Annotated in this window: 22 protein-coding genes; 4 read left to right on the top strand and 18 right to left on the bottom strand. The window is 63.2% G+C overall.

The window, feature by feature from the left end; translation table 11 throughout:
* Positions 1-153: 153 nt before the first annotated feature.
* Both NKI49_RS22505 and NKI49_RS22500 read left to right on the top strand, forming a co-directional pair.
* Positions 154-1,341, top strand: a complete 1,188-nt coding sequence (locus tag NKI49_RS22505) for a Gfo/Idh/MocA family protein (protein WP_352604246.1) — start codon at positions 154-156, stop codon at positions 1,339-1,341.
* Positions 1,342-1,562: 221 nt separating this feature from the next.
* Complete coding sequence (locus tag NKI49_RS22500; protein ID WP_352604244.1) at positions 1,563-2,414, top strand: sugar phosphate isomerase/epimerase family protein; 852 nt, start codon at positions 1,563-1,565, stop codon at positions 2,412-2,414.
* A 354-nt stretch (positions 2,415-2,768) separates the two neighbouring features.
* Here the strand turns inward: NKI49_RS22500 and phnE (NKI49_RS22495) are convergent, their stop codons facing one another.
* The 12 genes from phnE (NKI49_RS22495) to phnG form a co-directional block, all read right to left on the bottom strand.
* Positions 2,769-4,136 (bottom strand): phosphonate ABC transporter, permease protein PhnE, encoded by a 1,368-nt coding sequence (gene phnE / locus NKI49_RS22495; protein ID WP_352604242.1) that lies wholly within the window; start codon positions 4,134-4,136, stop codon positions 2,769-2,771.
* A gap of 65 nt (positions 4,137-4,201) precedes the next feature.
* Positions 4,202-5,116: a phosphonate ABC transporter, permease protein PhnE gene (phnE, locus tag NKI49_RS22490; RefSeq protein ID WP_502899553.1), complete on the bottom strand. Its 915-nt coding sequence runs from the start codon at positions 5,114-5,116 to the stop codon at positions 4,202-4,204.
* 102 nt (positions 5,117-5,218) lie between these two features.
* On the bottom strand, positions 5,219-6,127 hold the full coding sequence (gene phnD / locus NKI49_RS22485; protein ID WP_352604238.1) for a phosphonate ABC transporter substrate-binding protein: 909 nt from the start codon (positions 6,125-6,127) through the stop codon (positions 5,219-5,221).
* Between the two features lie 90 nt (positions 6,128-6,217).
* Entirely contained in the window at positions 6,218-7,075 is an 858-nt protein-coding gene (gene phnC, locus NKI49_RS22480; RefSeq protein WP_352604236.1) for a phosphonate ABC transporter ATP-binding protein, read from the bottom strand.
* Between the two features lie 89 nt (positions 7,076-7,164).
* Positions 7,165-7,902 carry a DUF1868 domain-containing protein gene (locus NKI49_RS22475; RefSeq protein WP_352604234.1) on the bottom strand — a complete coding sequence of 246 codons (738 nt, stop codon included), beginning with the start codon at positions 7,900-7,902 and terminating at the stop codon, positions 7,165-7,167.
* A gap of 139 nt (positions 7,903-8,041) precedes the next feature.
* Positions 8,042-8,659, bottom strand: a complete 618-nt coding sequence (locus NKI49_RS22470) for a DapH/DapD/GlmU-related protein (protein WP_352604232.1) — start codon at positions 8,657-8,659, stop codon at positions 8,042-8,044.
* Positions 8,656-9,363, bottom strand: a complete 708-nt coding sequence (gene phnL, locus NKI49_RS22465) for a phosphonate C-P lyase system protein PhnL (RefSeq protein WP_352604230.1) — start codon at positions 9,361-9,363, stop codon at positions 8,656-8,658. The genes NKI49_RS22470 and phnL overlap by 4 nt, the downstream gene beginning before the upstream one ends.
* Positions 9,364-9,574: 211 nt before the next feature.
* Positions 9,575-10,351: a phosphonate C-P lyase system protein PhnK gene (gene phnK, locus NKI49_RS22460; protein WP_352604228.1), complete on the bottom strand. Its 777-nt coding sequence runs from the start codon at positions 10,349-10,351 to the stop codon at positions 9,575-9,577.
* Positions 10,348-11,241 carry an alpha-D-ribose 1-methylphosphonate 5-phosphate C-P-lyase PhnJ gene (locus NKI49_RS22455; protein ID WP_352604226.1) on the bottom strand — a complete coding sequence of 298 codons (894 nt, stop codon included), beginning with the start codon at positions 11,239-11,241 and terminating at the stop codon, positions 10,348-10,350. The genes phnK and NKI49_RS22455 overlap by 4 nt, the downstream gene beginning before the upstream one ends.
* Entirely contained in the window at positions 11,238-12,350 is a 1,113-nt protein-coding gene (locus NKI49_RS22450; RefSeq protein WP_352604224.1) for a carbon-phosphorus lyase complex subunit, read from the bottom strand. The genes NKI49_RS22455 and NKI49_RS22450 overlap by 4 nt, the downstream gene beginning before the upstream one ends.
* Position 12,351: 1 nt before the next feature.
* Complete coding sequence (phnH, locus tag NKI49_RS22445; RefSeq protein WP_352604222.1) at positions 12,352-12,963, bottom strand: phosphonate C-P lyase system protein PhnH; 612 nt, start codon at positions 12,961-12,963, stop codon at positions 12,352-12,354.
* On the bottom strand, positions 12,963-13,424 hold the full coding sequence (phnG, locus tag NKI49_RS22440; protein ID WP_352604220.1) for a phosphonate C-P lyase system protein PhnG: 462 nt from the start codon (positions 13,422-13,424) through the stop codon (positions 12,963-12,965). The genes phnH and phnG overlap by 1 nt, the downstream gene beginning before the upstream one ends.
* 87 nt (positions 13,425-13,511) lie before the next feature.
* On the opposite strand from phnG, the gene phnF reads away from it, so the two are divergent.
* Positions 13,512-14,288, top strand: coding sequence for a phosphonate metabolism transcriptional regulator PhnF (phnF, locus tag NKI49_RS22435; RefSeq protein ID WP_352695768.1), 777 nt, complete (start codon positions 13,512-13,514; stop codon positions 14,286-14,288).
* Positions 14,289-14,627: 339 nt separating this feature from the next.
* On the opposite strand, the gene NKI49_RS22430 is transcribed toward phnF, so the two are convergent.
* The 6 genes from NKI49_RS22430 to NKI49_RS22405 all read right to left on the bottom strand — a co-directional run bounded on the left by NKI49_RS22430 (position 14,628) and on the right by NKI49_RS22405 (position 22,287).
* Positions 14,628-15,647: a zinc-binding alcohol dehydrogenase family protein gene (locus tag NKI49_RS22430; RefSeq protein ID WP_352604216.1), complete on the bottom strand. Its 1,020-nt coding sequence runs from the start codon at positions 15,645-15,647 to the stop codon at positions 14,628-14,630.
* 75 nt (positions 15,648-15,722) lie between these two features.
* The gene (locus NKI49_RS22425) at positions 15,723-16,691 is read right to left on the bottom strand and encodes an ABC transporter permease (RefSeq protein WP_352604214.1); all 969 of its coding nucleotides are present in this window, start codon (positions 16,689-16,691) and stop codon (positions 15,723-15,725) included.
* Complete coding sequence (locus NKI49_RS22420; protein ID WP_352604212.1) at positions 16,688-18,241, bottom strand: sugar ABC transporter ATP-binding protein; 1,554 nt, start codon at positions 18,239-18,241, stop codon at positions 16,688-16,690. The genes NKI49_RS22425 and NKI49_RS22420 overlap by 4 nt, the downstream gene beginning before the upstream one ends.
* Before the next feature lie 147 nt (positions 18,242-18,388).
* Positions 18,389-19,384, bottom strand: a complete 996-nt coding sequence (locus tag NKI49_RS22415; protein ID WP_027023614.1) for an ABC transporter substrate-binding protein — start codon at positions 19,382-19,384, stop codon at positions 18,389-18,391.
* Between the two features lie 338 nt (positions 19,385-19,722).
* Complete coding sequence (locus tag NKI49_RS22410) at positions 19,723-20,721, bottom strand: aldo/keto reductase (protein ID WP_352604210.1); 999 nt, start codon at positions 20,719-20,721, stop codon at positions 19,723-19,725.
* A 60-nt stretch (positions 20,722-20,781) separates the two neighbouring features.
* Positions 20,782-22,287: a UxaA family hydrolase gene (locus NKI49_RS22405; protein ID WP_352604208.1), complete on the bottom strand. Its 1,506-nt coding sequence runs from the start codon at positions 22,285-22,287 to the stop codon at positions 20,782-20,784.
* A 267-nt stretch (positions 22,288-22,554) separates the two neighbouring features.
* Between NKI49_RS22405 and NKI49_RS22400 the strand changes: the two genes are divergently transcribed.
* Complete coding sequence (locus NKI49_RS22400) at positions 22,555-23,457, top strand: GntR family transcriptional regulator (RefSeq protein ID WP_352604206.1); 903 nt, start codon at positions 22,555-22,557, stop codon at positions 23,455-23,457.
* The last annotated feature ends 61 nt before the right edge of the window (positions 23,458-23,518 follow it).

Below are 23,518 nucleotides of genomic sequence, written 5' to 3'. Positions count from 1 at the left end.
CGACTTTCCCTCCCCCTTGAGGGGAGGTCGATCCGCATAGCGGATCGGGTGGGGTCGTTGAGGCAGAGCTCGGCATGAACCGACCCCACCCGGCCCTTCGGGCCACCTCCCCTCAAGGGGGAGGGATATCTCAGATACGAGGGAGACAGAACAATGGTCGGCGCATCGAAGTCGGAAGCGGGAGGCGGCCCGATCCGCTACGGCATGGTCGGCGGCGGCCAGGGCGCCTTCATCGGCGCGGTGCACCGGATAGCGGCGCGTATGGACAATGATTTCGTGCTGGTCGCCGGTGCCCTGTCGTCCGATCCGGCGCGCGCCAAGGCCTCTGCCGCCGAGCTCGGGCTCGACCCTTCGCGCAGCTACGCGTCCTATGCCGAGATGGCCAAGGCCGAGGCCAAGCGCCCGGACGGCATCGAGGCGGTGGCCATCGTCACTCCCAATAATGTGCACGTGCCGGCGGCCAAGGCCTTCCTCGAGGCTGGCATCCACGTCATTTGCGACAAGCCGCTGGCGACCACGCTGGCCGAGGCGAAGAAGCTCGCGGCAGTGGTCGAGAAGACCGGCAAGGTGTTCGTGCTCACCCACAACTACACCGCATATCCGATGGTGCGGCAGGCGCGCGAGATGGTGGCCAAGGGGGTGCTTGGCGATATTCGCATCGTGCAGTCCGAATACCCGCAGGACTGGTTGACCGAAGACCTTGCCGCGACCGGCCAGAAGCAGGCGTCATGGCGTTCCGATCCCAAGCAGGCAGGTGCCGGCGGCGCGCTCGGCGACATCGGCACACATGCCTATAATCTGGCGCGTTTCGTTTGCGGGCTGGAACTCGATTCCCTGTCAGCCGATCTCGACGCCTTCGTGCCGGGCCGGCAGCTCGACGACAATGTCAATGTCATGCTGCGCTTCAAACCGGCCGGCAAGACGCACCCCGCCAAGGGCATGATCTGGGCGAGCCAGGTTGCGCCCGGCCATGAGAACGGGCTGAAGCTGCGCATCTACGGCTCGAAGGGCGGGCTGGAATGGGTGCAGGCTGATCCGAACTATCTCTGGTACACGCCGTTCGGCCAGCCGAAGCAGTTGATCACCCGCAACGGCGCCGGCGCGCTGCCGGTGGCGGGCCGTGTCAGCCGCGTACCGTCAGGACATCCCGAGGGCTATCTCGAAGGCTTTGCCAACATCTACCAGGAAGCCGCACGGGCGATCCGTGCGGCGCGCAAGAAGGGCGGCAAGCCGGCAAAGGATGTCGTCTTCCCGACGATCGCCGACGGCGTCGAGGGCATGGCATTCATCGAAGCCTGCGTGAAGTCATCGAAGAAGAATGGGGCTTGGACGAAGCTGTAGCGGGTCTGGCCAGCGGGGAATTCCCCCTCACCCGGATTGCCAGCCGCATTGCGAAGGGCAATTCGGGGTAATCCGACCTCTCCCCGAGAGGAGGAGGTGGCGCCGACGCTAAGTCTCTTCTCCCCTCGGGAGATGGTGGACGCGAAGCCGCCGGATGAGGGGGCATGGCGCGAAGCTGGCGGAACAGCCAGTGCGCCGTCAAAGAAAGGGGAGGGGCGTCGATGAAAATCGGCATGTGCATGTTCTTATGGACGACGGCGGTATCGAAGAAACACGAGCCGTTGCTGCGCGACATCAAGGCAACTGGTTTCGATGGCGTCGAGATACCGATCTTCGCCGGCACGCCCGACGACTATAGAAAACTCGGCGAACTGCTCGACCGCATCGGGCTGGAGCGAACCGCTGTGTCAGCCATGGGCGATCCGGCGATGAACCTGATTTCGGCCGATGGCGCAACGCGCAAGGCCGGCATCGAGTACATGAAATGGGCGATCGATTGCTCAGCTTCACTCGGCGCGAGAACGCTCAGCGGGCCGCTACATTCGACGCTCGGCGCCTTTTCCGGCACCGGGCCGACGGCCGCCGAGAAGAAGCGCTCGGTCGCCTCGCAGCGCGCCATCGGCGACCATGCCGGCAAGAGGAACATCACCATCGGGCTCGAGGCGCTGAACCGCTTCGAATGCTATCTCCTCAACACGATGGCCGACCTGTCGGAGCATATCGATGCCATCGACCGGCCGCACATCAAGGCGATGTACGACACCTTCCACGCCAATATCGAGGAGGCCGACCCAATCGGCGCCTATACGAAGCATCGGAGGAATATCGTGCATGTCCATATATCGGAGAATGATCGTGGCGTGCCGGGGCGCGGCAACATCCCGTGGAAGGAAACATTCTCGGCCATCCGCAAGAGCGGCTATGACGACTGGCTGACGATCGAGGCGTTTGGACGTTCGCTGAAGGATTTGGCGGCGGCGACCAAGGTGTGGCGCGATTTTTCCGAAAGCCCGGAAGCGGTTTATCTGGATGGGTACAAGCATATCAAGGATGGGTGGAGGAAAGCGGCGTAAGGTGCCTTGGTCCGGCGATGACGCAAAGAAGACCCGCGTCGGCGACCCTTGGCGCAAGGCGAGACGATGATTGCGCCTGGTCCATTTTTCCATTTGCGATCGGTTGCCAAGTGGTTCCCCCACTCCGTCTCGGCTTCGCCGAGCCACCTCTCCCTCCGGAGGGAGAGAAAAGGGAGCCAGTAGCTCGGGAGAGGAAGAAGCCTCGGCCTTGGAGGACAGGGCATCGGCTAGGACGGCCTGGCCTTTCCTCTACCCCGTCGATCGGGGGAGAGGTGTCGAGCGCAACTCGACGGAGTGGGGGTCGACGACCCTTGGCGAGGCACTATACGATGCCCGCGCGTATGCGTCACAAGGTCAACCCCGCTCAGCCTGCAACCTGTTGTAATCATGAATCGTCTGGCTCAGCCGGCGGCGCAGGAAATTGGATATTTTATCGAAGGTGATGACGACGGCCAGCGTCAAGAGCACCATGTAAAAGACGTTGGCCCAGTTGGAATTGGTGCGCATCGCCTCCCACAGTTTCAGGCCAATGCCGCCGGCGCCGACGGCGCCGATGATGGTCGCGCCTCGAGTGTTGGATTCCCACTGATAGAGCGTTTGGCTGATGAACACCGGCACCACTTCCGGCAACACGCCGTAGCGCTGCACCAGAAGGCCGTTGGCGCCTGTCGACACAACACCCTCGCGCGGCTTGTCGTCGATGTTCTCCAGCGCCTCGGAATAGGTTTTGCCGAGTGTGCCGATCTCGGTGAAGAAGATCGCGGCACTGCCCGCCAATGGTCCCGGTCCGAAGGCCCGCGTGAAGAACAGCGCCCAGATCAGCATGTCGATGGAGCGCATGAAGTCGAAGAAGCGCTTGAGCAGCTGATTGATCAGCCGGTTGGGCGTGATGTTGCGGGCTGCGAAGAAGGCGAGCGGGAAGGCGACGATGCCGCCGAGCGCGGTGCCGAGAAAGGCCATGACGATGGTCTGCAACAGCTTTGTCCAGACATCGCCATGCTGCCACTGGGCATTGTTCCAGATGTTGTTGCCAGCCAGCGCCAGATTGGAGGTGCCGGGCTTGAGTTCGGGCCCGGAGACGATCAGCGAGGCGACTTCGCCGGCCGACTTGCCGAAGAAGGGCGAACGCGTATCGAAGACGAAATTCGCCCAGCCGAGAAAGCGCTTGCGTATCCTGACGCGGTCGGCGGCGACACGGACCTCGCCGGCGAAGCCCATGTCGGCGACGACCTCATCCTCATGCACGGTGACCCAGTTGGGAACAGGTCCCGAGACCTGCGGCTTGCCGCTGCCCAGCGCCACCGGCACGCTCGTGCCAGCGGCGATGATCGTCGCTCGTGTCTTGTCGAAGGTGACCGACTTCGCCGTGCCGTCGATCAGGACCGTCACCGAACCGTCGGCGTTGGTCTTGACCCAATCCGGGTCGGGATTGGGGCCGAGTACCGAAAAGCGGGGGTATTTGGCCGCTATCTCGGGCTCGTCGAGGCGGAAGATTGGCTGCACGTCGTAACTGACCCACTGGGTCAGGAACAGCGGCAGCCGCTCCCAGTGCGATTCCCGCATCACCTGCGGCAGATTGAAAAACCAGAGCGCGTAGAGGAGGTAGACAAGGGTGCCACCGAGCAACAGCAGTGGCCCGAAACGCTTGTAGAACGGACGGTGGAACACTTGCGGGAAGCGCTCTTCGATCGACTGGATTTGATCGGCGGTCATGGTAGCCATTGGTGGCTTTCTCGGTTTGCCATGTTCTTGTCCGAAAACTGGATTCCATTTTTCGAGATCATGGCCTAGGCGCTCATCACGAATGCCTGCTCGCCGACCAGCTTGCGGCGCAGCCATGCGGAGAACTGGTCAACGACGAAGATCGTCGTGAACAGGAGCAGCACCAAGGCTAGCGTTTTGGCGCCGAAACCGCGCGAAATCGAGAGCTTCAGCTCCTCGCCGATGCCGCCGCCCCCGACCGCGCCCATGATGGTGGAAATGCGGACGTTTATCTCAACGCGCAGCAGCGTGTAGGACATGAAATTGGGCAGCACTTGCGGCAGGCCGGCGAAGCGAACCCGCTCGAACCAGTTGGCGCCGACCGCCCGCAGGCCTTCCTCTGCGCGCATGTCGATATTCTCGTTGATCTCGTAGAACAGCTTGCCCAGTGCGCCGATCGAATGCAGGCCGATGGCGATGATGGCAGCGATCGGGCCGATCGAGACAATTGCCGCGAACAGGCCGGCAATGACGATCTCGGGGAAGGCGCGCAGCAACTCCATGAAGCGCTTGACGACGAGCCGCAGCACCGGGTGCGGTGTCAGATTGCGCGCCGCGATGAAGGAAAAGGGCACGGCGAAGACGAAGCCAATGAAGGTCGAGACCAGCGCCACGTTGACCGTGGTCAGCATCAGCTCGAAATATTCGGGGATATAGAAACCGCCCCACATATAGACGCGGCCAAGCGAGAAGTTGAATTCCTGGGTGCCGGTGTCATGCGGCGAGGCGACATCGAACATCGCCCGCCAGACATCGTTCCAGTCCTTGGGGATAAGCCAACTCAGGAAATCCAGTATGTGCGGCAGCCGGTCGAAGAAATGCCCGGCATTGGCCTCGTCGGCGAACCACATGGTGCCGCAGAGCGCGACGAGCAGCAGGCCGACGCCGATGGCGGTGTAGAGCCGGCGCAAGGACGTCTGGCGACGCCAGGCGTCAGCCATCGAGTGGTGGGTGGCGTCGGAAGGGGCGGGAACGGAAAGGGTCATGATCGGACATGCAGAAAGGGCGGCGTTCTCTCGACGCCGCCCTTGCTGATCTTGCCGTTAGCCGCCGATGGCTGCCTTACGGGCTTCAACGATAACGTTGTAGAAGTCGGCCTTCACGGGGACATAGCCGGTAAAGTCACCACCTTCGACGCCTTCGAAGCAGGCCTTGTCCTTCTTGGGCAGCTCGGTGAAGAAGTTGGCAAGCTTGGCGGTCATGTCGTCGCCGAGCGCGGTGCGCACGACCAGCGGGCCGTTCGGGATCAGGCCCGAGCGCCAAACCTCGACGAAGTCGTTGGGGTCGACGGCGCCCTTGGCGACTTCCTTGTGGAAGGTGCCGGAGGTGTAGCCGTCCTTGAAGTCGCCGATGCCGGAGGAATCATCCACCGCCACGTCGACCTTGCCGTCACGCACGGCCAGAACGTTGTTCTCGTGGCCGCCATTGAACTGGGTCGAAGCGAAGAAGGTCTCGTTCGAAGCGCCGGTGTCCTTCGGGATCTGGGTCAGCGGGATCAGATAGCCCGAGGTCGAATCCGGATCGGCGTAGCCGAGCTTCTTGCCCTTGGCCGACTTGATATCGGTGATGCCGGAGGACTTCAACGCCAGGCCGACCGAATAGTAGCCGGTTGCGCCGTCGGTCTGCTGGGTGGTGAGGATCGGAGTAACCGCCTTCGGGTCCTTGAGGACGACGCTGGCGTAGCCAGAAGCGCCGAGTTCGGCGAAATCGAGCGTACCGCCGAGCAGGCCCTGAATGACGCCGTCATAGTCTGCGGCCGGGAACAGTGAAACCTTCTCGAAGCCGAATTCGGCCTTCAGGTGATCGGCGAGGCACTGGTAGTTGCGCAGCCGGTCGGTCTCGTTCTCGCCGCCGAGAATACCGACGCGGAATTCCTTCATATCGGCGGCGTGGGCCATGCTGGTCGCCATGGCGAGCACCGAAACGGCGCTGAAAACCATCTTCCTGAACATTTGATATTTCTCCTGTAGGTTCCGGCCCCGCGCCGGCAGCGTTCTGGTCTTGACAGGTGCCCTTGACGCGGGCGGACGATCCAGTGCGGCTCAGTATCCCGGGAATGCGGGTTCGAGCGGTCCGGCGGATGCTGCAATCTTTTGCTTCAGGGCAACGCTGGTGGAGGTGATGGCCTCCGATATCTCGCCGCCGTTGCTGTCGGCGCCATAGACGAGGCGAACCGCCTCGCGGTTAAGCTCCTCCGGCGGGCCGTCGAAGACGACCTTGCCGGCAGCCATGCCGATAATGCGGTTGCAATAGGTGCGGGCGGTATCCAGCGTGTGGAGGTTGGTGACCACGGTGATGCCTTCACGCAGGTTGATGTCCTGCAGCGAATCCATCACCACCTTGGCGTTGAGCGGGTCGAGCGAGGCGATCGGCTCGTCGGCGAGGATCACCCTGGGCTGCTGCATCATGGCGCGGGCTATGGCGACGCGCTGCTGCTGGCCGCCCGACAGAGTGCCTGCTGGTTGAAGCGCCGTGCGGGCGATGTCCAACCGCTCGAGTGCGGCGACCGCCTCGGCGCATTCGGTACGCGAGAACATGCCGAAAAGGTTCGACAGCGTCGAACGATGGTTCAGCTTGCCGAGCAGCACATTGGTCAATACGTCGAGGCGCGGCACCAGGTTGAATTGCTGGAAAATCATGGCGCAGTCGCGCTGCCAGCGCCGCAGCGGCGAACCGCGCAACTGGGAGACTTCGGCGCCGTCAAAAAAAATCGACCCATGGCTGGGATCGATGAGACGGTTGATCATGCGCAAAAGGGTCGACTTGCCGGCGCCCGAACGGCCGATGACGCCGACCATCTGACCTTGCGGGATCGAGATGCTGACATCGCTGACGGCGGTGTTCTTGCCAAATCGTCGGGTGACGCCGCGGATTTCGAGCGTGGCAGAGGTTGCTGGCATGGGCAGGTTCCAGTGCGGCCATATTGATCGTCAGGCTCTCGCCTAACCCAGCCACATGAACCTGCCGTGTCGCGGTGATGTCAGTTTTGTTACGCTCCACAGGCGAGGAGTTTACGGCCGCTCAGGATCAGTAGTTCCTCGAAGTGTTCCATGTCTCTGAAGCTGCAGAAGGCCGGAGGCCTGATTTCGATCACCGGCGCCTGTCGCGCGAAAAGCGCGAGGCAGTCATCGAACAAGGCCTGCCATGCCGCCGCCTTGTCGTCCGCAAGACGCTGGATCTGATAGGCGAAGGTGACGTGGAAAGCATAGCTGTCATGGTCGGGGTGCCGGTATCCAAACCGCACCGACAAGGCATCGCGCCATTCACGCATGATGCGCGCATCGTTGTCTGTCGCGCCGGCAACGGCAAGGCCGGCCGGCGTGACCTCGACCACCTTGATCTGAAATGCGCCAATATCCTGGAAACCCTTCAGCCGTTCCAGGTAGAGGCGAGTCATCGCGTCGATGCTGGTGTCGAGCGGCACGTCCTGCGGCCAGTAGGGCAGCCGGCGGCGATATTCGATGACGCCCTGGAACAATGTCATGTGCAGGCTGGAGACAGGCGTGAAAGCCAGCCGGTCGGCATCGGGCATCGCCAGCATCCGCTCGCGCACGGCAAGCACCACGGCCTCGGATGGCGAACCGCTGACAAGGTGGCTGACGACCGTATTGCCGGGCTCGATCAGGAAATTGCCTGATGTGTCGTAGCGGGTGCCGAGGTGAACCGGAGTGGTTGGATTGGCGCCGGCGAAGAATCCGGCGAGCGAGGGTCGGATGGAAGCAGGCATTGCGATCTCCAGGGAAAGGCCGCGTCCTGCCTTGCCGATCTGTCAGCGCTATGAAATGCGCCTGTCCATGACGATGATGTGATGGCCTATCTGATTTTGTTCGGACGGAAAACCGGTTCTCACGTTTCCTGGAATTGCTCTATCCGCCGTATTTTTCCAGAAAAGCCTCAGCTTCAAGTTGGCGGAAATCGTCGAGCGCGGCGCGTAGCTTTGCATGGTTCCAGTCCCACCAAGCGAGCGCTTGGTAGCGCTCGGCGGTGCGGCGGTCGAAGCGCTCGCGGATCGGCTTTGCCGGGACGCCTGCGACGATGGTGTAGGGCGCGACATCCTTTGAGACCACCGCGCCGGCGCCGACCGCCGCGCCGTCGCCGACGGTGACGCCGGGCAGAATGGTCGAGCCATGACCGAGCCAGGTATCGTGGCCAATGGTGACGCGCCTGGCACGGCGCTGGGCGAAGAACTCGCTCTCGTGCTCTGCGTCGTCCCAATAGTCGGAAGCGCGATAGGTGAAATGATGCAGCGTCGGCCGCCAGGTCGGGTGATTGGTGGCATTGATACGCACGCTTGCCGCGATGTTGGAAAACTTGCCGATCGTCGCGCACCAGACGGCGCAATCCTGCATCAGGTAGGAATAGTCGCCGAGTTCGCTTTCCGAAACCCGGCTGCGGTCGGCGACCTCGGTCCAGCGTCCGAGCGTCGAACTGTGTACCTCCGCCGTGGGGTGGACCAGCGGCGTCTCCGACAATTTCCTGGTCATGCGGCGAGTTTTCCCGGCGCGAATGCGGTGACGTCGATGATGCGGTCGGCAACAGCCTCGCGCACGTCGTGGTCGTGGAAGATGCCGAGCAGGGCGACACCAGCCGCCTTCTTGGCGGCGATGAGTTCGATCACCACGTCGCGGTTCCTGGCATCGAGCGAGGCGGTCGGTTCGTCGAGCAGCAGGATCGGGTGCTCGGTGATAAAGCCGCGCGCGATGTTGACGCGCTGCTGTTCGCCGCCGGAAAACGTCGCCGGCGGCAGTGCCCAGAGTTTCTCCGGCAGATTGAGCTGCGCCAGCAAGGCGCGTGCTTTTTCTCGTGCAATCTCGCGGTCTTCGCCGCGCTCGACCAGTGGTTCGGCGACGACATCCAGCGCCGAGACGCGCGGCACGGTGCGCAGGAACTGGCTGACATAGCCGATGGTCTGGCGGCGTATGGCAAGCACGGTGCGCGGGCTGGCGGTGGCGAGATCGACCAGCCCGTCATCGTGCCTGACGATGATCTGGCCTTCGTCGACGGCGTAGTTGCCGTACAGCATCTTCAGGATCGAACTCTTGCCGGCACCGGACGGGCCGCCAAGCACGGTGCATTCGCCAGCCCTGATCGAGAACGAGACACCGGCGACGACAGGCAATTTGATGCCGTCACGCAGATGCATGGTGAAGCTCTTGGCGACATCGGAGACAACAAGGGGCGTGGCCATTAGAAGGTCCTCCAATGGTCGTTCGCTGGCGGGACAGCGCCCCCCTCTGCCTTGCCAGGCATCTCCCCCTCAAGGGGGGAGATTGGCTGTCGCATGCGGTTTCGCCAACCTGCTGCGTTGTGGAATTGGCGGCACATAGAAGCTGCCAATCTCCCCCCTTGAGGGGGAGATGGCCGGCAGGCCAGAGGGGGGTACGCCGGAACAAGCATCTTCAAACCTGCAAGATCGAGGAAACAAGCAATTGTGTGTAAGGCGCGCGGGGATCGTCGAGCACACGGTCGGTGAGGCCGCTTTCCCCGACACGGCCGTCCTTCATCACCATCATGCGCTGCGACAGAAGTCGTGCCACCGCGAGGTCGTGGGTAACGACGATGGCCGCAAGGCCGAGATCGGTGACCAGCCCGCGCAGCAGGTCGAGCAGGCGGGCCTGGACCGAGACGTCGAGGCCGCCTGTCGGCTCGTCCATGAACACCAGTCGCGGGCCGGTGACGAGATTGCGGGCGATCTGCAGGCGCTGGCGCATGCCGCCGGAAAAGGCGCGCGGTTCGTCGTCGATGCGGTCCTCGTCGATCTCGACGCGCGACAGCCAGTCGACGGCCGTGGCGCGGATCTTGCCGTAGTGCCGGTCGCCGACCGCCATCAGCCGTTCGCCGACATTGGCGCCGGCTGACACCGTCATGCGCAGCCCGTCGGCCGGGTTCTGGTGGACAAAGCCCCAGTCGGTGCGCATCAGGAAGCGGCGCTCGGCCTCGCTCATGCGGTAGAGCTCGCGGAACTGGCCGTCGCGCATGCGGTAGCTGGCGGTGCCGGAACTGGGCAGCAGCCGCGTCGACAGGCAGTTGAGCAGCGTCGTCTTGCCGGAGCCGGACTCGCCGACGACCGCCAGAACTTCGCCCGGCCACAGATCGAAGGAGACGTTGTCGCAGCCGACGCGCGAGCCATAGAATTTGGACAGCGCCGAGACGCGCAGCAGCGGTTCGTCGGTCATTGCGCCGGCTCCGTTGTTTCTGGGGCGAGGTGGCCTCGATGGCCGTCCGCCTGCCGTTTCTCGCAATAATCGGTGTCCGAGCAGACGAACATGTGGCCGCCATGGTCGTCGAGGATGACCTCGTCGAGATAGACATTCTCGGCCGCGCACAGCGCGCAGGGCTGGTCGAAGGTCTGCACCTCGAACGGATGATCCTCGAAGTCGAGGCTGACGACGTCGGTGAAGGGGGGCACCGCGTAGATGCGCTTTTCGCGGCCGGCGCCGAACAACTGCAGCGCCGGCGAGCGGTGCATCTTGGGATTGTCGAATTTCGGCGTCGGTGACGGGTCCATCACATAGCGACCCTCGACCTTGACCGGATAGGCATAGGTGGTGGCGATGCGGCCGTGCTTGGCGATGTCCTCGTAGAGCTTGACATGCATGAGGCCATATTCCTCCAGCGCATGCATCTTGCGCGTTTCGGTCTCGCGCGGCTCAAGGAAGCGCAGGGGCTCCGGGATCGGCACCTGATAGACCAGCACCTGGCCCGCCGCCAGCGGATGTTCGGGGATGCGGTGGCGGGTCTGGATGATGCTGGCGCTGGCTGTATCTGTTGTCACCGCGACATTGGCGACCTTCTTGAAGAAGGCGCGGATCGAGACGGCATTGGTGGTGTCGTCGGCGCCCTGATCGATGACCTTCAGCACATCGTCGGGCCCAATGATGGAAGCGGTGACCTGCACCCCGCCGGTGCCCCAGCCATAGGGCATCGGCATTTCGCGCGAGGCGAAGGGCACCTGATAGCCGGGAATGGCGATGCCCTTGAGGATCGCCCGGCGGATCATCCGCTTGGTCTGCTCGTCGAGGTAGGCGAAGTTGTAGGTGGCGATGTCGGTCGGTTGCACGGTCATTCCGCTGCCTCCCTCTTCTCTTCGACGTTCTCAGGATTTTCGCGGGCGTCGTATTCAGCACGCATGCGGCGCACGAGGTCGAGTTCGGCCTGGAAGTCGACGTAGTGCGGCAGCTTCAAATGTTCGACGAAGCCGGTCGCCTGGACATTGTCGGAATGCGAGATGACGAATTCTTCGTCCTGTGCAGCGGCGACAACATCCTCGCCCAACTCATTGGCGCGCAGCGCCCGGTCGCAGAGCGCCATCGCCATCGCCTTGCGCTCGCTCTGTCCGAAGACCAGTCCGTAGCCGCGGGTGAACTGCGGGGGTGCCTTGGCCGAGCCCTTGAACTGGTTGACCATCTGGCACTCGGTGACGCGGACTGTGCCGAGCGGCACCGCGAAAGGAAGTTCCGGCACATCGAGCTCCAGCTCGACCTCGCCGATGCGGATCTCGCCGACGAACGGATGGTTGCGGGCATAGCCGCGCTGCGTGGAATAGCCGAGCGCCAGCAGGAAACCCTCATCGCCGCGCGACAGCGCCTGCAGGCGGATATCGCGCGCCATCGGGAATTCCAGCGGCTCGCGAGTGATGTCGCCGGGAACGTGATCTTGTGGCATGTCGCCATCGGGTTCGGTCAGGCCTTCTCGGGCCAGGATCGCCGAGACGCGCGGCATGGCCTCCGCTTCCGTCTCGCGCCGTAGCGGCTCGGCAACGTCGCCGCCGGCGGCAAGCTCGGGATCGAGCAGCCGGTGCGTGTAGTCGAAGGTCGGACCGAGCAACTGGCCGCCGGGCAGGTCCTTGTAGGTCGCCGACACCCGCCGCTCGACTTGCATCGAACCGGTGTCGATCGGGATGGTGTAGCCGAAGCGCGGCAGCGTGGTGCGATAGGCGCGCACCAGGAAGATCGCCTCGATCATGTCGCCCCGCGCCTGGACGATTGCCAATGCTGCCAGTTCCCGGTCGTAGAGCGAGCCCTCGCTCATCACCCGGTCGACGCCAAGCGCCAATTGCTCGACGATCTGGTCGAGACGAAGGGCCGGCACCGAACGATCACCGCGCCGGCGGTCGGCGAGCAGGCTGTGGGCGTTGGCTATTGCGGCTTCGCCGCCTTTTACCGCGACATACATCTTACGCCTCCATCGTCGTGATGCGCGTCGTGCGCGGCAGGCAGGCTATGCCTTCTGATGTGGCGAGGATGATGTCGACGCCGCGCGGAAAACGCTTGATATTCTGCTTCCACTGCTCGACGAAATGACGCGGCATGCGCGCCGGCGCGATCGTGGCGCTGGTTTCGATGCCCGGGCCTTCGAGCAGAAGGGGAGCGCCCGAAACGAGATCGCTGACTTGCAGGATCAACGTCGTCGAGCGGTCGGGATAGTCCTGGGTGCCTTGTGAAAAGCCGTCGAGCGCCATCATCTCGGCCGGAGCCGCGACGAAGGCGAAATGCGCATCGGCCGGCGTGTTGGCCAAGGGCGCACCGGTATGGAAACCAAGCCAGGATTTGATCGCGGCGCAAGCCTGCAAAGACGGATCCAGCCAAAGGGGCGTGTCGTTGTCGCACAGCGCCAACGCGATCGCGCCCGCGGTTGCGGAGAGCGGTGCCGGCGGGCGGGCGAAGGCCGGCAAGGGCTGCTCTGTGCCCGGCCGCGCCATCGTGTTCATGACGGCACGGAACACGCTCTGGGCGTTGAAGACCGGATCGGCGAAACCGCCCTCGATCGATTGTGCTGCGATGTCCATCAGTCTTCTCCGCGAACCATGGTGAAGAAATCCACCTTCGTTGCTGCCGTCTCGGCGCGGCGATTTTCACGTGCGGCAGTCAGAGCCGACCGCAGAGGCGCGATAAGCCTGGTCTCGACCTCGTTGCGGTGGGCCGGGTCCTGCCACAGCGCGTCGGCGATTGCCGCCAGCCTTGCCTTCTGCTTGTCGCGGCCGAGCGCATAGCAATGGCCGACCTGTCCGGATGGCAGCCTGACCGTGGCGCGGGTAACCGTTGCCTCGCCGACATTGAACGGCGCACCGCCGCCACCGATGCGGCCGCGCATCGTGACCAGGCCGGTCTCCGGACCGCGCAGCAGCTCGGCTTCCGAAGGCAGGTCGGATTGGTTCCAGAGCCGGACGATATCGTCGCGGCTGGACTGTGCCAGCGTTGCCATGGCGGCCTTGCGCTCGGCTTGGTCGCGGGCTTCCTGTCCTCGCATCAGCAATGAGTCCTTTTTGGCAGATTTGTCTATTGATATAGACGACTATACAAATTATACATATTACCTAACGCGAGTCCATGACGGATGGATGACAAGCGGCAGAAGGCGGGGCAATTCATGGCTGTAACGGCTGACAGCATCGAGCGCCGCAGCGGCGTCTCGTTGTGGCGGCAGATTGCCGACAAGATCCTGCACGCCATCGCCAGCGGCGATTTCGCAGAGAATGAGGCGCTGCCGCCGGAGGTGGCGCTGGCCGAGCGTTACGGCGTCAATCGCCACACTGTGCGCAGCGCCATATCGGCCCTTGTGCAGGAAGGCATACTGCGAGCCGAACAGGGACGCGGCACCTTCGTGCTGTCACGAAAACGGCTGTCCTATCCAATCGGAGCGCGCACGCGCTTTTCCACGGGCCTGCAAGGGCAGGCGTCGGAGCGGCACATCGTGCTGCTCGCTTCGTCGGTCGAGCAGGCCAGCCAGCGTGTCGCGAAGGGCCTTGGGCTTGCCAAGGGAGCCGAGGTGATCCGGCTGGAAACACGCGGCGAGGCCGATGGGCGCCCGGTGTCGCGCGCCGCTGCCTGGTTCGATGCTAGCCGCTTTACCGGCATTGATGCGGCGATGGCTGAGACTGGTTCGATCACCGCATCGCTGGCGCGTTTCGGCATAGACGATTATCTCAGGCAATCGACCGTGCTGTCGGCGCGCCATGCCGATGCGGCCGATCTCGCCGACCTTGAGCTGCAGCCCGGCGCCATCGTCCTGGTCACGGTTGCCGTCAACATCACGCCCGACGGCCAACCGATCCAGTTCTCCGAGTCGCGATTCCCGGCCGAGCGGATCGAGCTGAAACTGTCGGCGCTGTAGGGAGTGCCGGCCTATACCAGGCCGTGATCTATATGACTCACGCGGATATCAGACCAGCTCGGTCGCGCTCACTTGTCAGCGGCTTGGCATTTGAGGACCGCCTCCCCCACTCCGTCTCGGCTTCGCCGAGCCACCTCTCCCCCCTCCGGAAGGAGAGGAAGGGCGCCCGCTGGCGGCGGGAGAAGGAGGGAGTCTCGTTGAGGAGCGTTAGCTGCAATGGGCTCGCACCCCTTCCTCTACCCCGTCGATCGGGGAGAGGTGGTTCGGCGAAGCCGAGACTGAGTGGGGAGCGACCTGCGCGGGGCTCGTCAATTCGGGCCGGATTCACCGCCTGCCATGTTATGACCCCACCTCGATCACGGCCTTGATCAGGCCGGATTTCTCGTGCGCCCAGCGGGCGAGGTCGCGCGGCGTGCCGGCTAACGTGGTGCGGTGGGTGACGAGCTTGGCCAATGGCACAGTGCCGTTGCGGATCGATGCGGCGACATGGTCGAAGTCGGCACGCAACGCATTGCGGCTGCCGATCAATGTCATTTCGCGCTTGTGGAATTCCGGATCGGAAAAGACGATGTCGTCCTTGACGACGCTGACCAGCACCAGAGTTCCGCCATGCGCGACATAGGTAAAGGCCGACTGCACCGATTGTGTGTTGCCAGTGGCATCGAAGACGGCATCGAAACCCTCGCCACCGGTCGCCTGCTTCACCAGGTCCGGCACCGCGCCGCGCGAACCGTCGAGGGTCTGGAAGCCGAGTTCATTCGCCGCGAAGCCAAGTCTTTCGCTGCTCATGTCGAGTAGCGTCACATCGAGCCCGGCGATGCTGGCGAAGATGGCGGTGCCCAGCCCGATCGGCCCGGCGCCGATGACGAGTGTCCGTGCACCGGGATCGGCGCGGGAGCGTCGCACCGCATGGGCGCCGATGGCCAGGAATTCGACGGCTGCGGCATCAGCCAGCGACAGGCCGTTGGCTGGATAGAGGTTGTGTTCCGGGACAAGGATCTGTTCGCACATGGCGCCGTCGCGATGCACGCCGAGCACTTCGATCCGGACGCAGCAATTCGGCTTGCCGTGCCGGCAGGCGATGCACTTCCCGCAGGAGAGATAGGGGTTGATGATCACCGGCTCGCCAACGGCAAGCTCAACCCCTTCACCGGTCTCGACGATCGTCCCCGACACTTCATGGCCCATGATGCGGGGATAGGCGAGGAACGGGTGCTTGCCCTCGAATATGTGATAGTCGGTGCCGCAGATGCCGACATGACTGACCGCCACCAGTGCCCAACCGCCAGGCGGTGCGCCCGGTGCCAGACGCTCTTCCAGGACAAGGTCGCCGGGCGAACGGCAGACGACAGCTTTCATGTTTCAATCCAGTCTGTTCAAGGCACCGCCGGCCCTGAAAACGGCAAGGGCCGGCGGTTGATTGGGCTAGGCGATCTACTTGCCGCCGCGGCGGCGCAGGCCGTCGAAATAGACGATGACGATGATCAGCACGCCGGTGATGATGCGCTGCCAGAACGCATTGACGTTCAAAAGGTTGGCGCCGTTGTTGATGGTGGCGAGGATGAAAGCACCGAGCAGCGGCCCGTGCACCGAACCGACCGCGCCGAACAGCGAGGTGCCGCCGATCACCGATGAGGCGATCGCCTGCAATTCCCAGCCCTCGGCCTGGGTCGGATTGCCGATGCCGATGCGCGAGGCCAGAAGCACGCCGACGAATGCAGCGCAGAGACCCGAAAGAGTGTAGGCCATGTAGATGGTGCGCTGGACATTGACGCCGGACAGGCGCGAGGCCTCGGCGTTGGAGCCGACCGAAAAGAGATAGCGGCCCCACCGGCTGTGGTGGAGGAAGACATAGGCCGGGATGCCGACCAGGATCACCATCCAGAACAAGTTTGGGACGCCGAGGGAGGAGTTGCGGGAGAATTCCTGGAAGGCATCGTTGTTGATCGAGATCGAATTGCCGTTGGTCATCAAAAGGCCGATGCCGCGCAGCGACGTCAGCGTCGCCAGCGTGATGATGAAGGGCGGCAGCCCCATCTTGACGATGCCGAAGCCATGGAACAGGCCGATGGCGACGCCGACCAGCAAGGTGATCAGGATGGCGAGGAAGACCGGCACGCCGGCATTGATCAGCATCGCCGCGATGACGGTGGCGAAGCCGACCACGGCGCCGACGGAAAGATCGATGCCGCCGGTGATGATGACGAAGGTCTGGCCGACCGCCAGGATCGCGATCATCGAGCCCTGGCGCAACAAGTTCGAGATGTTGTTGGCCGAGGCGAAGCTCGACGTGGCCAGCGACAGGATGACCCACAGCAGCACCAGCAGCGCCAGCAGAGTCAGCCCGAACAGGGCGTTGTAGTTGCGCTTGGGCTTTTCGGCGGGGATCGCCTCGGTGCTCATGTCTTTCCTCCCAGCTTTTCTTGTTTCTCGGCGAGCGCCTGCGTGAGAATTTCCTCGTGATCGGCGGTGCGGAACCCGTGCGTGGCCACCAGCTTGCCGCGGCGGAACACGTGCAGCGTGTCGGCCAGTTCATAGACCTCGGGCAGATAGGACGAGATCAGGATGATGCCGGCGCCCTTCGACAGCAGTGCGCCGAACAGGCGATAGATCTCGGCCTTGGTGCGGACGTCGACGCCGACCGTCGGTTCGTCGAAGATGAACAGCTTGGCGCCGTGCGCCAGCCATTTGCCGATAACGATCTTCTGCTGGTTGCCGCCGGACAGGCTGGATGCCAGCGCATTGCGCGTCGGGGTCTTGATCCTGAGATCGGCGATCTGGCGATCGGCCTGGCTCTTTTCCTGCGCGCTGGAGATCAGCAGATTGTTCGAGATGCGCTTGTAGATCGGCAGATTGAGATTGAGGCCGACCGGCAGATTGAGGCACAGGCCCTGGTCGCGGCGGCTTTCCGGCGCCAGTGCCATGCCAAGCTTGATCGCGTCATGCTCGGAATTGATCTGGACTTCCTTGCCTTCCCACAGCACCTGGCCGGCCGATTTGCGATGGCGGCCGTAGAGCGTGGTGACGAATTCGCTGCGGCCGGCGCCGATCAGGCCGTAGAGCCCGACGATCTCGCCGGCGCGGACCGTCATCGACACATTTTCGAAGCCTTTGCCGGAGAGGTTCTTCGCCTCGACGATCGCTGCTCCGGGCGTGAAATGCTCCTTGTGATAGACCTGCTCGATCGAGCGGTTGATCATCATCTTGACCAGTTCGGCGTCGTCGGTCTCGCTGATGTTTCTGGTGCCGACCAGCGTGCCGTCGCGCAGCACCGAGACACGGTCGGCAAGCTCGAAGACTTCCTCCATGCGGTGGCTGATGTAGATGATCGTCACGCCCTCGGCCTTCAGCCGGCGGATCAGGGTGAAGAGCTGGTCGGCTTCCTTGCGGGTGAGATAAGCGGTCGGCTCGTCGAAGATCAGGAATTTGGTGCCGCGCACGGTAGCGCGGGCCGCGGCGATCAGCTGCTGCTGGCCGATGGTGAGGTCGCCGAGCGTTACATGCGCCGGCAGGTCGAAGCCGAGGTCGTCGATGATCTTCTGCGCTTCCTTGACCATGGCGCGCTGCTGCAGGATGCCAAAGCGGGAGTTCTCCTCGCCAAGGAACATGTTGGCGGCGACGGTCAGGTGACGGCAGAGCACGACCTCCTGGTGAACGGCATTTATACCGAGCGCCATCGCTTCGTACGGGGTCGCCAGCGCCGCCGGCTTGCCTTCCCAGACGACCTCTCCGGAGGTGCGCGGCATGACGCCGGTCAGAAGCTTGATCAGGGTGGACTTGCCGGCGCCGTTCTCGCCGACGATGGCGTGGATTTCAGCCGCCTTGAAGGCGAGATTCACCGGTTTCAGCGCATGGGTGCCCGGGTACTTCTTCTCGAGGCCGCGCAGTTCGAGGATCGTCCTGCCGGGTTCCAGCACGGGGGCAGGATGCAGGTCTTGCGCCGTCGATGTCATGACAATCCTCCCAGATTGGCCTCGCTCCAGATTGGCCTCGCTATGTCGCACACGGCGAGGCTCTGACATACCCGCCGGGTCGGCCTGGCTCAGGCTGGTGAGTTTCCGGGGCAGCGAGGCCCCGGAAACAATGCGGATGCGCAATACTCAATTGAGCTTCGGATTGAGCAGCGCGTCGATCTTCGGATCCTTCATGTTGGCCTTGGTCACCAGATTGGCGCCGGTGTCGACATTGGCCTCGACCTTTTCGCCCTTCGAGGCGGCGAGCGCGGTCTTGATGCCGTCATAGCCCATCCGGTACGGATCCTGGACGACGAGGCCGGAAATGACGCCGTCATTGAGGAACTTGATCAGCTTCTCGTCGCTGTCGAAGCCGATCAGACCAACCTTGCCGGCAAGGCTGTTCTCGGCGATCGCCTGGCCGACGCCCTGCGCCATGATCAGGTTGGAGGCGAAGATGCCTTTCAGGTCCGGATTGGCGGTGATCAGGTCGGTTGCAATGTTGAGGCCGGTCGTGGCCTGACCGTCGGCGTATTTGTCAGCAACCAGTTCGAGACCGGGATATTTGGCCTTGAGCTGTTCCTTGAATCCCTGAGCGCGCTGCTCGAGCGAGCCGGCGCCGGGGAGTGCGGTGATCAAGGCAACCTTGCCTTCGACCTTGCCGCCATTGGCGGCACCAATGGCCGCCGCAAGTCCGTCAGCGGCGACGCGGCCACCCTGGATGTTGTCGGTGGTCAGGAACGAGGTGAAGGCCTTGGAGTCGGCGCCGGAGTCGATGCCGATGATCTTGACCTTGGCTGCCGCTTCATCGATCGGCTTGCCAAGCGCCTTGAACTCCGTCGGCGAGATGACGACGGCGGCCGGGTTGCCGGCGACGGCGTTCTCGAGGATCGAGATCTGGCCATTGACGTCGGTCTCTGCCTGGGCGCCGAGTTCCGGCACATTGACGCTGAGATCCTTGCCGGCCTTGCGAGCGCCGGCCAAAACGATCTGCCAATAGAAGGACGTGGTGTCCTTGACGATGATCGGAATGGTCACGTCCGCCGCCGAAACCGGCGCCGAATGCATGACGCCGGCGAGCATCGAAGCTGCCGCCAGCGCCATGACTGCGCGACGGTTGAGAATGCTGGTCACGAATTTCATAGGATTCCTCCCTAAGTCGCCCGGTGAAGGTTACTGAAGCTCCGTTCGGATAGGCGCGGCCCAAACAGAACTTTATCAATAAAAAACATTTACGCTGTTTTGATAGTGCATCGATCTGGTCGATGCAAGCGGTGTTTCGCGCCAGTCTTCTCCAAGGTCTGACCAAGACACATACACCGCGCTCCTCCTCGATGCAGTCCAACGCTCCCGTTCCATTCCGCGAAGCATATGGAATATTAATTCCAAGCGATCGTCAATATGGAATGTTCATTCTTTTCTGGGTCGTGCGATTGTAAAGCGTGGATTGCGATCCCGCGCCTTGCGGCCGGGTACCTACCTTACGCCAGTTCCTGCACCACCGTGTAGGGGCGATATCTGGCATATTCCGTCTCCGGCACGTCGACGTCGAGCAGTTCAAGATTGCGTGTCAGATTCGCCAGCTTGGCGGTGCCGGTCAGCACGGTGACGACCGACGGCTCATGCAGAGGAAACTGGAACGCGGCCGCTGCCAACGGGTAACCGCCTTCACCGGCGATCTTCTCCATGGCACCGACACGGTCGAGCACATCACGGCTGGCGGGCTGGTAGTCGAAATGCGCGCCTTGCACCGGTCCGGTCGCCAATATGCCGGAGTTGAACACGCCGCCGATAACCAGGGACGTCTTTTGTGCCCGGCACAGCGGCAGCAGTTCGGCTTCCGCGCTACGGTCGAGCAAGGAATAGCGGCTGGCGAGCAGGATGCAGTCGAGCGGTGCGCGGCGCATCACGTCGAGGCAGATCTGCACTTCGTTGACACCGAGTCCGTAGGCGGAAATCGTGCCGGAACGCTTCAGTTCCTCGAGCGCCTTGAGGCCGCCATCCATCAGCTGGCGAAAGTGCAGCTTGGTCTTCTCGACGCCATGCGTGTAGACGCCGATGTCGTGGACGAACAGGATGTCGATCTTATTCAGGCCGAGCCTTGCATAACTGAAATCGACCGACCGCATGACGCCGTCGTAGGAATAGTCGTAGTCGAGCGCGAAGGGCAGCGGATCGACATAGGAATGATCGGGAACCTGGTCCTCCGGCACCGGGCGGAACAGCCGGCCGACCTTGGTGGACAGCACGTAGGAATCGCGCGGCTTGTAGCGCAGGAAGTCGCCGAAGCGGCGCTCGGACAGGCCGAATCCGTAGAAGGGCGCGGTGTCGAAGTAGCGCAGGCCGGCTTCCCAGGCGCCTTGCAGCGTCTCCATAGCCGCCTCGCGCGAGCAGGCGCGATACAATCCGCCGATCGCGGCGCCGCCGAAGCTGACTTCGGTGACCTCCAGCGCTGTCTGGCCGATGCGGCGCTTTCTCATGCAAACCTCCCCGTTGCCCGCCACTATGTGGCGCGGCCGTCTAGCAGATATCAGCCAAATCTACAGCGTTGCGCCCAGATGCCAGGGGACGAACTCATTGTCGCCGTAGCCGAAATCCTCGCTCTTGGTCTTGCGGCCGGAGGCCGTTTCGACGATCAGTTCGAAGATCTCGCGGCCCATGCCAGCGATGGTCTTTTCACCCGAGGCGATGACGCCGCAATTGACGTCCATGTCCTCTTCCATCTGGTGATACATGGTCGAATTGGTAGCGACCTTGATCGACGGCGTCGGGCGGCAGCCGAAGCAGGAGCCGCGGCCGGTGGTGAAGACGATGACGTTGGCGCCGCCGGCGACCTGGCCGGTGGCCGAGACCGGGTCGTAGCCGGGCGTGTCCATGAACACCAGGCCGCTGCCGGTGACCTTTTCGGCATAGCCGAACACGCCGTTCAGCGGCGTCTGGCCGCCCTTGGCCACCGCACCCAGCGACTTTTCCAGGATGGTGGTGAGGCCGCCGCGCTTGTTGCCGGGCGAAGGGTTGTTGTCGATCGAGGCGCCGTGCTTGGCGACGTGGTCTTCCCACCACTTCACGAAACCGTCGAGCTTCTGCGCGATCTCCGGCGTCGCCGCGCGATAGGCAAGCAGATGCTCGGCGCCGTAGATCTCCGTCGTCTCGGAGAGAATGCCGACGCCGCCGACGCCAGCCAGGATGTCGACGGCAGCACCGAGCGCCGGATTGGCCGTAATGCCCGACATGCCGTCCGAGCCGCCGCACTGCAGGCCGACGACGATCTCGCTGACCGGGATCGGCTCGCGCTTCAATTGCCCGACTTCCTCGGCGATCTCGGCCAGCACGCCGAGCGCTTTTTCGACCGATTTGCGCGAGCCCCCGGCATCCTGGATGTTGAAGTGGCGTTTTCCCGCGGCCGCACCCTTCTGACCGTACAGCGTGAGCTGGTTGACTTCGCAGCCCAGCCCGACCATCAGCACGCCGCCGAAATTTGGATGGCGGGCGTAACCGGCCAAAGTGCGGTGCAGCACCATCATGCCGTCGCCGGTACCGCTCATGCCGCAGCCCTGGCCGTGGACGATCGGGACAAAGCCGTCAATGCCGGGATATTTCGGCAGCAGCGTGCGGTTGGCCGCGTCGGCGATGCTGTGGCAGACAGTGGCCGAGCAATTGACGCTGGCGATGATGCCGATGAAGTTGCGCGTGCCGGCGCGACCGTCGGCGCGGCGATAGCCCATGAAGGTCCGCGCGCGGTCCGCTTCGGTCGCGTGCTCGGCCTCGCTCGGCGGCACCACCGGCAGACGACCCGCCTCGAAAACCAGATTGTGCGAGTGGACATGTTCGCCCGGCGCGATGTCTTGCGTGGCACGGCCGATCGCCTGAGCGTATTTGACCACGGCGGAACCGGCGGGAATGGGCTTGATCGCCACCTTATGGCCGGGCTCGATAACCGCCGTTGCCAGCGCACCGCCCGGCAGTGCGGTGCCGATCTCGATGCGGCCGTTCGCGACGGCGACATTGTCGGCGGGGGACAGGAGAATGACGTTCGAGGGGTTCACGGGCGGTTTCCTGGGTGATCCTGGGATGCGCGGACGGATTGACACACGCTTGTTAAGAGATAATGTCTTTTATCGTGAAAAAACATTTTTGCGTCAATCGTTTTTTCGCGGCAGTTCCGCATGCCTTCGGATGAGTGAATGCTTAAGGCGCTGAGCCAAACCTGGATCGGCCGAGAAGCGATTCCGCTTTTTTGAGACCATGCGCTAGGAACGTCATATTGCGCTTCAAGCTGGCCACCGCAAGCGCCGGCGTGCAACGGGGCAGGGATGTCGAAGAGCAACAACGTCTACAAGGATGCCTACAACCGCTGCCTCAGGCTGCTCGGCGAGACGCGCAGCCTGCCGTCGGAGCCGGAGTTAGGCACGTTGCTTGGCGTCAGCCGCACCACGGTCCGCAGCATTCTTTCCCGCATGGAGGAGACCGGGCTGATCGCCTGGAACAAGCGCGCCAAGACGGTGCTGCGCGACCCAAGCCCTGATGATTTCTTTCCCGAGGAAGAAACCGACACGCTGGCCGAGATCATCGAGCGATCATTCATGCGACGGCTGCTCGCCGGTGGCGCCGAGGCCGGCATGCAGATCAACGAACTCGAACTGGCGCGCGAGATCGGTGTCGGCACCACCAGCGTGCGCGAGTTCCTGATCCGCTTTTCCCGCTTCGGCCTGATCGAGAAGCGCCGCAACAGCCATTGGGTGTTGAAAGGTTTCACGCGTGCCTTTGCGCTCGAACTGACCGAAATCCGCGAGATGTTCGAACTGCGCTCGGCGGCCGCCTTTGCCGCACTGCCACAGGACAGCGCGGTCTGGGCCGATCTCGACCGCCTGGAAAGCGAGCACCGCCAACTCGCAAATGAGATCGCCATGCGCTTTAACGCGTTTTCGGAGCTGGACGAGCGCTTCCACCGGCTTATCCACCGCGCGTCGCGCAACCGCTTCATCGTCGATTTCTACGACGTCATCGCCATGATCTTCCACTACCACTACCAGTGGAACAAGGCGCAGGAACGGGAGCGCAACGAAGTCGCGATCGGTGAGCACCTGGCCTATATCGAGGCACTCAAATCGCGGGACCTGGGCAAGGTCGATGCCGCCTGCCGCAAGCACTTGAAATCGGCGCGCCAGACATTGCTGACCTCGATCCCCGAAAGCCGGCAGTCCCAAAAACCTTGATATGCCGCGTTGCCGCAGCCTGGATTTGGCGATTTTCGACTTCCCGCTCTCGTGATAGATA

The sequence above is a fragment of the Mesorhizobium sp. M0587 genome (assembly GCF_040320945.1).
GTDB lineage: Bacteria > Pseudomonadota > Alphaproteobacteria > Rhizobiales > Rhizobiaceae > Mesorhizobium.
This window is presented reverse-complemented; position numbering and strand designations above follow the sequence as displayed.

Bases quoted from the DNA above. Each gene is read 5' to 3' on its own strand.
- NKI49_RS22420 (WP_352604212.1), bottom strand. From the start codon at position 18,241: ATGACATCGACGGCGCAAGACCTGCATCCTGCCCCCGTGCTGGAACCC.
- NKI49_RS22430 (WP_352604216.1), bottom strand. From the start codon at position 15,647: ATGAAAGCTGTCGTCTGCCGTTCGCCCGGCGACCTTGTCCTGGAAGAG.
- phnL (WP_352604230.1), bottom strand. From the start codon at position 9,363: ATGGCCACGCCCCTTGTTGTCTCCGATGTCGCCAAGAGCTTCACCATG.
- NKI49_RS22470 (WP_352604232.1), bottom strand. From the start codon at position 8,659: ATGACCAGGAAATTGTCGGAGACGCCGCTGGTCCACCCCACGGCGGAG.
- NKI49_RS22500 (WP_352604244.1), top strand. From the start codon at position 1,563: ATGAAAATCGGCATGTGCATGTTCTTATGGACGACGGCGGTATCGAAG.
- NKI49_RS22455 (WP_352604226.1), bottom strand. From the start codon at position 11,241: ATGACCGTGCAACCGACCGACATCGCCACCTACAACTTCGCCTACCTC.
- NKI49_RS22425 (WP_352604214.1), bottom strand. From the start codon at position 16,691: ATGAGCACCGAGGCGATCCCCGCCGAAAAGCCCAAGCGCAACTACAAC.
- phnG (WP_352604220.1), bottom strand. From the start codon at position 13,424: ATGCGAGGACAGGAAGCCCGCGACCAAGCCGAGCGCAAGGCCGCCATG.
- NKI49_RS22410 (WP_352604210.1), bottom strand. From the start codon at position 20,721: ATGAGAAAGCGCCGCATCGGCCAGACAGCGCTGGAGGTCACCGAAGTC.
- phnF (WP_352695768.1), top strand. From the start codon at position 13,512: ATGGATGACAAGCGGCAGAAGGCGGGGCAATTCATGGCTGTAACGGCT.
- phnE (WP_352604242.1), bottom strand. From the start codon at position 4,136: ATGGCTACCATGACCGCCGATCAAATCCAGTCGATCGAAGAGCGCTTC.
- NKI49_RS22475 (WP_352604234.1), bottom strand. From the start codon at position 7,902: ATGCCTGCTTCCATCCGACCCTCGCTCGCCGGATTCTTCGCCGGCGCC.
- NKI49_RS22415 (WP_027023614.1), bottom strand. From the start codon at position 19,384: ATGAAATTCGTGACCAGCATTCTCAACCGTCGCGCAGTCATGGCGCTG.
- phnH (WP_352604222.1), bottom strand. From the start codon at position 12,963: ATGGACATCGCAGCACAATCGATCGAGGGCGGTTTCGCCGATCCGGTC.
- phnE (WP_502899553.1), bottom strand. From the start codon at position 5,116: ATGGCTGACGCCTGGCGTCGCCAGACGTCCTTGCGCCGGCTCTACACC.
- NKI49_RS22400 (WP_352604206.1), top strand. From the start codon at position 22,555: ATGTCGAAGAGCAACAACGTCTACAAGGATGCCTACAACCGCTGCCTC.
- phnK (WP_352604228.1), bottom strand. From the start codon at position 10,351: ATGACCGACGAACCGCTGCTGCGCGTCTCGGCGCTGTCCAAATTCTAT.
- NKI49_RS22505 (WP_352604246.1), top strand. From the start codon at position 154: ATGGTCGGCGCATCGAAGTCGGAAGCGGGAGGCGGCCCGATCCGCTAC.
- NKI49_RS22450 (WP_352604224.1), bottom strand. From the start codon at position 12,350: ATGTATGTCGCGGTAAAAGGCGGCGAAGCCGCAATAGCCAACGCCCAC.
- phnC (WP_352604236.1), bottom strand. From the start codon at position 7,075: ATGCCAGCAACCTCTGCCACGCTCGAAATCCGCGGCGTCACCCGACGA.
- phnD (WP_352604238.1), bottom strand. From the start codon at position 6,127: ATGTTCAGGAAGATGGTTTTCAGCGCCGTTTCGGTGCTCGCCATGGCG.